Origin of the sequence: Streptomyces huiliensis, from assembly GCF_020037025.1 — a bacterium.
In the GTDB taxonomy this organism is placed as follows: domain Bacteria; phylum Actinomycetota; class Actinomycetes; order Streptomycetales; family Streptomycetaceae; genus Streptomyces; species Streptomyces huiliensis.
Genome location: NZ_JAIQLH010000028.1, coordinates 1 through 8,317, shown reverse-complemented (window position 1 = coordinate 8,317; position 8,317 = coordinate 1). Strand labels below are relative to the sequence as shown.

Below are 8,317 nucleotides of genomic sequence, written 5' to 3'. Positions count from 1 at the left end.
GGGGGGGGGCGTCGGGGCGCGGCCGGGCGCGGGCCGGTGGGTGACGGGCGGCCCGCGCCCCGGCGGCGGGAGTGGCGCCCCCGGGCGGCCGCGGGCCGGTTCCGCCTCGGGCGGGGGGCTTGCCCCTGTCCCGCCCCTTCCCGTTTCTCACGGGGGCTGCGCCCCCGCACCCCCGAAGCACGCTTCGCGTGCTGTCCTCAAACGCCGGACGGGCTGGAGGCGGCCGGCGTCCTCAAACGCCGGACGGACTGGATGCAACGCCAGGCCCGGCCGCGCACCCCCGTGGCGCGGCCGGGCCGTGGCTGCCCCGAGTGGGGTCAGTCGGTGGCGATGGCGTTCAGGACGTTCATCCGGCCGGCCCGGAAGGCCGGGACCAGGGCGGCGAGGAGGCCCACCACCGCGGAGCCGAGGAAGACGGCGGTGATCGTCGGCCAGGGGATCTCCAGGACGCCGAGCCCCTCCAGGGCCAGGAGCTTCTGCGCCGTCGCGCCCCAGCCCATGCCGAGGCCGAGGCCCAGCAGGGCGCCGAAGAGGGCGATAACCACCGACTCCAGCCGGATCATGCGGCGCAGCTGGCGGCGGGAGAGGCCGATGGCGCGCATCAGGCCGATCTCGCGGGTCCGCTCGACGACCGAGAGGGCGAGGGTGTTCACGACGCCGAGGATCGCGACGATGATCGCGAGGGCCAGCAGCCCGTAGATGATGTTGAGGAGCTGTCCGACCTGGTCCTTGATCATGGCCTTGTAGTCGGCCTGGTCGCGGACCTTGATCTGCGGGTACTCGGCGACGGCGGCCTTGAGGGAGGCGGCCGCCTCCGTGGCCCGGCCGTCCTTCGCCTTGGCGAGGATCATGCCGGTCAGCGGCATCGCGCCCGCCGGCAGGTACCGCTTGGCGGTGGCGATGTCCAGGTACATCGCGCCCTTGTCGAGGGCCGTGTCGTCCGAGGTGAGGGCGGTGACCCGGAGCCGGGCGGTCTTGCCGTCGATCATGGTGACGGTCAGCCGGTCGCCTCGCCGGATGCCGTGGTCCTTGGCGAAGCCCTCGGGCACGGACATGGCGTCCTTGGCGTAGGCGTCCTTCAGCCGGCCCTGGACGGTCTCGGAGCGGACGTCGTCGGCGTAGGTGGGGTCGGTGGCGGTGAGCCGCTGGGTGGCGGTCTTCCCGTCGGGGGTGGTGACCTTGGCCACGACGTGGAAGTAGCGGCTGAAGTGCTCGATGTCGTGGGCCGACAGGACGGCCTTCTCGGCGGCGGGACTCAGCGCCTTGTCGCCGCCGTCCTGGACGATGAAGTCCGCTCCGACGGACTTGTCCAGCTGGTCGGTGGCGGAGGCGACCATCGAGGAGCCGACCACGGACAGGGCCGCGACCAGCGCGAGACCGATCATCAGGGCGGATCCCGTCGCTCCGGTACGCCGCGGGTTGCGCAGCGCGTTGCGCTCGGCGAGCCGTCCGACGGGCCCGAAGACGCGGAGCACCACGGCGCTGAGGACGCGGACGACGAAGCCGGCGAGCAGCGGTCCGACGACCACGAACCCGACGAGCGTCAGCAGGACGCCGAGGCCGAGGAACCCGGAACCGGCGGACGCCTCGTCGGCGGTGCCGGCGGCGAACAGCGCGGCGGCGCCGGCGGCGGTCAGCGCCAGCCCGATGCCGGCCCGCACCCGGCCGGCGCGGCCGTCGGCGGGGGTGCCGGCGTCGCGCAGCGCGGCCATCGGCGAGATCTTCCCGGCCCGGCGGGCGGGCAGGTAGGCCGCGAGCACGGTCACGAGCACGCCGATGGCCAGGCCGACGAGCGGCGTGGTGGCCTTGATCGTCAGCTCGCTGGTGTCCAGGTTCATGCCGGCCGCCTGCATCAGCTCCATCAGACCGACGGCCAGTCCGATGCCGCCGCCGATGCCCAGCACCGAGCCGATGACGCCGAGCATCAGCGCCTCGACGAGCACCGACCGGTTGACCTGGCGGCGCCCCGCGCCGATGGCCCGCATCAGGCCGATCTCGCGGGTGCGCTGGGCGACCAGCATGGAGAAGGTGTTGACGATCAGGAAGATGCCCACGAGCACGGCGATGCCGGCGAAGCCCAGCAGCGCGTACTTCATGACGTCGAGGAAGGAGCCGAAGTCCTTCTTGTTCTCCTTCTTCGACTCGGCGGCGGTGTGCACGGTCAGGCGCGGACCGACGGCCGCGACGACGCGCTCCTTCAGCTGCTCGTCGCCGACGCCGGGGGCGGCGGTCAGCCCGAAGCCGCTGTACGCGCTGGTGGTGCCGAGCAGCCGGGTCTGGGCTGTGCGGGTGTCGAGGTAGACGATCGCGGCGCCCGGGTTGGTGGTCTTGTAGGTGGCGAGGCCGACGACGCGGACGCGGAAGTCGCCCGGGGCCGCGATGACGCGGAGGGTGTCGCCGATCCGCACGCCGCGCTTGTCGGCGGTGTCGGAGTCGAGGACGGCCTCGGCGGCGCCGCGCGGCTCGTGGCCGCTGGTGATCTCGACGGACTTCTTCTGCCGCTCGCTCCAGTTGGTGCCCACGGTGGGGGCGCCGGAGTCGGGGCCGATGTCCTTGTTGCGGGCGTCGGCGACGGTGATCTGCTGGTTGCTCGCCTCGGGCTCGACCTTGGCGACGCCGGGCACGGCGGCCAGCTTGCCCTGCAGGGACGCGGGCACGGTCCGCGGCGTGCCGGTCTGCTGGACGTCGTCCTTCTTCTCGGGCGTGACCGAGACGTCGGAGGCGGTGGCCGCGAAGAGCTTGTCGAACGTCGCGTTCATGGTGTCCGTGAACACCAGCGTGCCGCAGACGAAGGCCACCGACAGCAGCACGGCCACGGCGGACAGCGCCATCCGGCCCTTGTGGGCCAGGAGGTTGCGCAGCGAGGTCTTGAAGACGGTCACGAGACCCGCCCGCGGGCGTCGAAGTGCTTCATGCGCTCGAGGACCATGTCGGCGGTGGGCTGGTGCATCTCGTCGACGATCCGGCCGTCCGCCAGGTAGAGCACGCGGTCGGCGTAGGAGGCGGCGACGGCGTCATGGGTGACCATCACGATGGTCTGGCCGAGCTCGTCCACCGAGCGGCGGAGGAAGCCCAGGACCTCGGCGCCGGCCCGGGAGTCCAGGTTGCCGGTCGGCTCGTCGCCGAAGATGATCTCGGGCCGGGCGGCCAGCGCGCGGGCCACGGCGACGCGCTGCTGCTGGCCGCCGGAGAGCTGGTTCGGACGGTGCTTGAGGCGGCCCGCCAGGCCGACGGTCTCCACCACCCGGTCCAGCCAGGCCCGGTCGGGCTTGCGGCCCGCGATGTCCATGGGGAGCGTGATGTTCTCGAGGGCGTTGAGGGTCGGCAGCAGGTTGAACGCCTGGAAGATGAAGCCGATCCGGTCCCGGCGGAGCTGGGTGAGCTTCTTGTCCTTGAGCCGGGTTATCTCGGTCTCGTCGATCCAGATCTCGCCGGACGTGACCGTGTCCAGGCCGGCCAGGCAGTGCATCAGGGTCGACTTGCCGGACCCCGACGGGCCCATGATGGCCGTGAACTGCCCCCGGGCGATGTCCACGTCGACGTGGTCCAGCGCGGTGACGCGGGTCTCCCCCGAGCCGTACGCCTTGAGGACCTGACGCGCCCTCGCCGCCACGGCCGTCCGTCCTCCGCCGCTCCCGGTCACGGGAATCGATACAGCCGTCTTCACGGTCGGTCTCCTGTTCCTGCTGCGTTGTCGGCGCTTCCGCGTCGTCCGCGACGCGTTCGACGGGCCTCTCCGGGCCTGTACCAGCCTGCTGTCCCGCGGCCTGTGCCGCGATGGGGTCCGGCGGTGTAACGGTGGTGGGGCTTACCCCACCCCGGCCCTCCGGCGGACCGTACGACGAGCCTAGGGAGCGGCATGCCCGCCCCTCCTCCTGCTGCGGGACGAACGGCACCGGTGGGGATGTAGGGGCCAACCCCTAGGGGACGCACCCCTGAGGGCGGGCTTCTTCTCAGGGTCGTGCAGAATCGGAATGATCCATTCCGAGTGCCGCACGTCGTGGGCGAGCGGGCGAAACGGCCGAACCGCCGTCCCTTCCGGGGGAACGCCTCGCGAAGAAACCGTGAAGCCCGTCCCGGGGCAAGACAATTGGGGCTTGAGGGAATTAGTGTTCGGGTCTATGGCCGAGGGGGGCGTCCGACAGCCTCCCCTGCGCCCGGCCGCCGGTCTCCCAAGGAAGCAGCCTCAGTGAAGATACTTCGTGCGCGCGCTGCCAGCGTCTCCCGACAGGGACTGTGCACTGCTCTGCTCGTCGCCAGCCTCACCACCGCGGCGGTGGGCGCCAGCCCGCCGCACAACGCGGCGGACGGCGGCGACCCCGCCCCCGGGCCAGGCAACCCGCAGAGACTGCCGCATGGCTCCCCCAACCTCGCCCTCCCCGACCTCGTTCCCCCGCCGGGCACCCCCGGAGCGCCGGGCACCGGCACCCCCGACGGCGGCCCGGACAAGGCCACCGGCATCCCCGCGACCGCCCTGGCCGCCTACAAGAACGCCGAGAAGCTCGCCGGCGAGCAGTGGCCCAACTGCCACGTGCCCTGGGAACTCATCGCGGGCATCGGCAAGGTGGAGTCCGACCACGGCGGCATGGGCGGCGGCCTCCGCACCGACGGCTCCAGCGCGAAGCCCATCATCGGCCCGCCCCTGACGGGCGAGAAGTTCGCGCTCGTCCGCGACACGGACGGCGGCCGGTACGACGGGGACCGGCAGTTCGACCACGCCGTCGGACCCATGCAGTTCATCCCGTCCACCTGGCAGGCCTACGCCGCCGACGGGCGCGGCACCGGCCAGAAGGACCCCAACAACGTCTTCGACGCGGCGGCCGGCACGGCCCGTTACCTGTGTGCCGGGGGGCTCGACCTGAGCAAGCAGGGGGACGTCGACAAGGCCGTCCTCCGCTACAACTCCTCCCGCGAATACCTCAACACGGTGCTCGCGTGGATGCGCACGTACCAGAACGGCGGCGGGGGCGCGGTGCCGAACCCGCCCATCGGGTCGTCGCCGGGCGGCAGCACCCTGCCGACGATCCCGACGGTTCCGACCGTGCCCACGGTGCCGACCGTGCCCACGACGCCGTCCCGGCCCACTCCGGGGAACACGACGCCGACGACACCGACGACGCCCAAGCCCAACCCGAAGCCCCACCCGGACAAGCCGGGCGGCGGCGACAAGGACAAGCCCGGGAAGGACAAGCCGGGCGACCACAAGCCGACGCCGCCGGCGACGGCGACTCGCCTGGTGCCCGTGGGCAAGCAGGAGCTGAAGGCGCAGGCAGGCAAGGTCTTCGAGGACCGGCTGAAGGTGCGCGCGCTCACCGCCGACGGGCAGCCCGTCGAGGGCACCAAAATCGTGTTCAAGGTCCTCGGGAAGGACGGGCCGCACTTCGACGACGACACCAGGACCATCACGCGTTCCACCGGCAAGAACGGTTACCTCACCGCGCCGAAGCTCACCGCGGGCGAGAAGGCCGACGAGTACAAGGTGCAGGCGACCATCGACGGACGCGAGGACGCGAAGGTCGAGTTCACCGCGGTGGTCACGGCCGCACCCCGGGTCGACAAGCTCACAGCCGATCAGACCGACCTGAGCGTCGGGATCGGCGAATCCTTCGGGGAGCTCGCCATCCGGGCGACGACCGACAAGGGCGCGCCCGTGGCCGGGGCACGGTTGACGTTGACGGCGACCGTTCTCGAAGGCGGCAAGGAAACGAAGACCGGCCCGTACTTCCAGGACGGCAAGAAGCAATCCCGCAAACTGACGCTCTCCGAGCTGACCGACAAGGACGGCAAGGTGTCGCTGCCGGAGCTGCTCGCCGGCGGCAAGGAGGGGAAGTTCACCCTGCGCCTCACCGCGAGCAACGGCACACAGCTCGTCCTGGACTTGACCGTCGGCGACAAGCCGGACAAGCCTCAGGAGTCCGGCAAGCCCGGCGACAAGGGCACCGACAAGGACAAGAAGGACGGAGCGAAGAAGGGCAAGCCGACCCCGGCCACGCCGAGCTCAAGCTCCAGCCCAAGCCCCAAGGCCACCCGCGCCAAGGGCTGACGCACACCGTCGTACGTCCCGTCCGCCTCACCACCCACCGGGGGGGGGACGGGACGTACGGCCCGTCAGTCGCCCAGCGCCGGGTCCTCGGCCACCGGCTTGCCCGTCAGGGCGGCCAGGCTGTGACGCACGTGGGCCATGTGCGATCGCAATTCCTCGCGCCGCTCCTCGTGCTCCCGGAGCACCCGCTCGGTCTCCCGCGTGATCCGCTCCTCGCGCACGCGGGCCTGCGCGATCAGTGACGCGGCCTGCGCCTCCGCGTCCTCCTGGCCGTGCCGGGCGGCCTCCTCGGCGTCCGCGTACCGGCGCTGGGCCTCGTTGAGCGTGGACCGCGCGTACTCCTCCATCGCGGCCACCCGGGCGTCCAGCGCGGCCTCCCGCTCGGCGTCCTCGCGGCCCGCCACCTCCCAGCGCTCGGCGTGCTCCTTCTCCTGGTCGGCCAGCATCGCCGCCGTGCGCTCGCGCATCTCGTGAAGGGCCGCCTCGGCGTCCGCGCGCCACTGCTTGGCGTCCTGCCGGGCCGTCGCCCGCAGCTCGTCCGCGACCGTCTGGGCCGCCAGTTGCGCCTGCCGCGCCCACTCCTCGGCCTCCGCCCGCACCCCGACCTGGTACTCGTGGGCGGCGTCGCGGACCTTGCGGGCGTAGGCGCCCGCCGCGTCGTGCATCTCGGCGGCCTCGGCCTCGGTCCGCTCCCGCAGGCCCAGCGCCTCGACCTCGGCGGTGGCGATCAGGCCCTGGGCGCGCGGGCCCAGCGTCTCGTACGTCTGCGGCGGCAGCTGCGCCACCACCTGCGTGAGGCGCTGGACCTCGTCCTCCATCTCCCGCGCGAGGACGGTCAGCCGCGCCGCGCGCTCCCAGGCGGTGTCGCGCTGCCGCGCGAACTCGGCGAGGGCGCGCTCAACCTGGTCAGGCCGGTAGCCGCGGCCTCGTACGACAGTGAAACCGTCAGGTGACACCGATGCACTCATGCTTGTAGCCCCTTATATCCGGATCCCCGGTCTGCGACGCGGTCAGGCGCACATCATTCCCGCACGAGGGAAGTGCCCAAAACACGACACTCCGCCTGGTTGTTCTGTCAAGGATGCGCCGACCGACAGCGCGGAGCGCCCGGCCCCCCGTGCGCGGGGACGAGCGCCCTGCCGCCGTCGAGTCCCGGCCGGCCGCTAGAAGAGACCGTCCCACATCTGCTCCAGCAGCACCGCCCACCAGTTCTCCGGCGACGAGAAGGCCACCGGGTCGAGCGCGGCGATCTGGTCCTGGAAGTCCACGGTCCAGCGCCCCGCCTGCTCCGGCGTCAGACCGTAGCGCCAGCGCCACATGCGCCCGAGCAACGCCAAAGAGCGTACGAACTGAGGAAGGCTCGTGTTGACGAACTGCGGCGTCGCCGGCCTTCCGTCCGGACCCGCCTCCAGGGGGACGGCCACGATGTGCGCCGTCCCGTACTGGACGCAGAGCTGCCGCCCGAAGTCGCTGCCCATCACCAGGTACGAACCGGCGTCCGACGCCGGCTGCACCCCGCGCTCCATCGCGAGTTCCGCGAGCGTGGGCACCGGGCGGCCCGGCTGGGCCTGCGCCCAGAAGAACGGCCCGAAGTCGGCCGGCAGCCCGGCCCACACCAGCGTCTGGGCCACCACCTCCGGCACGCCCTGCCGCGAGACGGCCCGCTGGTCGAAACGGAAGACGCCCTGCGGACCGAACGAGTCCAGCAGTTCGCGCGCGATGGCGTCCGCCGCGAGCGGCGGGGCCGGACGCACCTGGTGCTGCTGCGGCAGCGGCACCCGGTTCGGCGCCGGACGGGCGGGCGCGCCCGCGACCTGGTGCAGCTCGCCCTGGTGCTCCAGCAGGTGCCGCACGCCCTGCTGGCGGCCGGCGTGGTCACTGCCGTACGCCGCGGTGTGGCTGACGCGCACCTGCGGCCAGGTCTCGCGGACCATCCGGGCGCAGTAACCGCCCGGCAGGTCGCAGGACTCCAGCTCGGTGTGGAGCTCCAGCACCTGCTGCGGCGGCACGTTCATCGACCGCAGCTCGTGCAGGATCTGCCACTCGGGGTGCGGGGTGCCCGGCGCGCTGCGGCGGATGACCTGCTGCTCCGAGCCGTCCTGGGCGCGGTAGCGGAGGACGGCCATGTAGCCGGGGCCCACGGTCGGGACGCCGGCCGGCGCCTGCGGGTAACCGTAACCACCGGGCGGCTGCGGGGCGTTGGGCGCCGGCGGGACACCCGGCGTGCCGGGGCTCGCGAGCATCGTGGCCGCGGCGTGCACGCCGCCCGGCGGG

Annotated in this window: 5 protein-coding genes; 1 reads left to right on the top strand and 4 read right to left on the bottom strand. The window is 72.6% G+C overall.

Annotation, left to right across the window (positions count from 1 at the left end):
* Window positions 1-317 precede the first annotated feature (317 nt).
* A complete protein-coding gene (locus JNW98_RS06530; protein ID WP_223767119.1) occupies window positions 318-2,882 on the bottom strand; it encodes an ABC transporter permease in 2,565 nt (854 codons plus the stop codon).
* Window positions 2,879-3,667, bottom strand: a complete 789-nt coding sequence (locus JNW98_RS06525; protein WP_223767118.1) for an ABC transporter ATP-binding protein — start codon at window positions 3,665-3,667, stop codon at window positions 2,879-2,881. The genes JNW98_RS06530 and JNW98_RS06525 overlap by 4 nt, the downstream gene beginning before the upstream one ends.
* A gap of 522 nt (window positions 3,668-4,189) precedes the next feature.
* On the opposite strand from JNW98_RS06525, the gene JNW98_RS06520 reads away from it, so the two are divergent.
* Window positions 4,190-6,043 carry a lytic transglycosylase domain-containing protein gene (locus JNW98_RS06520; protein WP_223767117.1) on the top strand — a complete coding sequence of 618 codons (1,854 nt, stop codon included), beginning with the start codon at window positions 4,190-4,192 and terminating at the stop codon, window positions 6,041-6,043.
* A 65-nt stretch (window positions 6,044-6,108) separates the two neighbouring features.
* On the opposite strand, the gene JNW98_RS06515 is transcribed toward JNW98_RS06520, so the two are convergent.
* Together JNW98_RS06515 and JNW98_RS06510 are read right to left on the bottom strand one after the other, a co-directional pair.
* Window positions 6,109-7,011, bottom strand: coding sequence for a coiled-coil domain-containing protein (locus JNW98_RS06515; protein WP_223767116.1), 903 nt, complete (start codon window positions 7,009-7,011; stop codon window positions 6,109-6,111).
* Between the two features lie 195 nt (window positions 7,012-7,206).
* On the bottom strand, window positions 7,207-8,317 hold a 1,111-nt coding region (locus JNW98_RS06510), incomplete at its 5' end, for an SUKH-4 family immunity protein (RefSeq protein WP_223767115.1).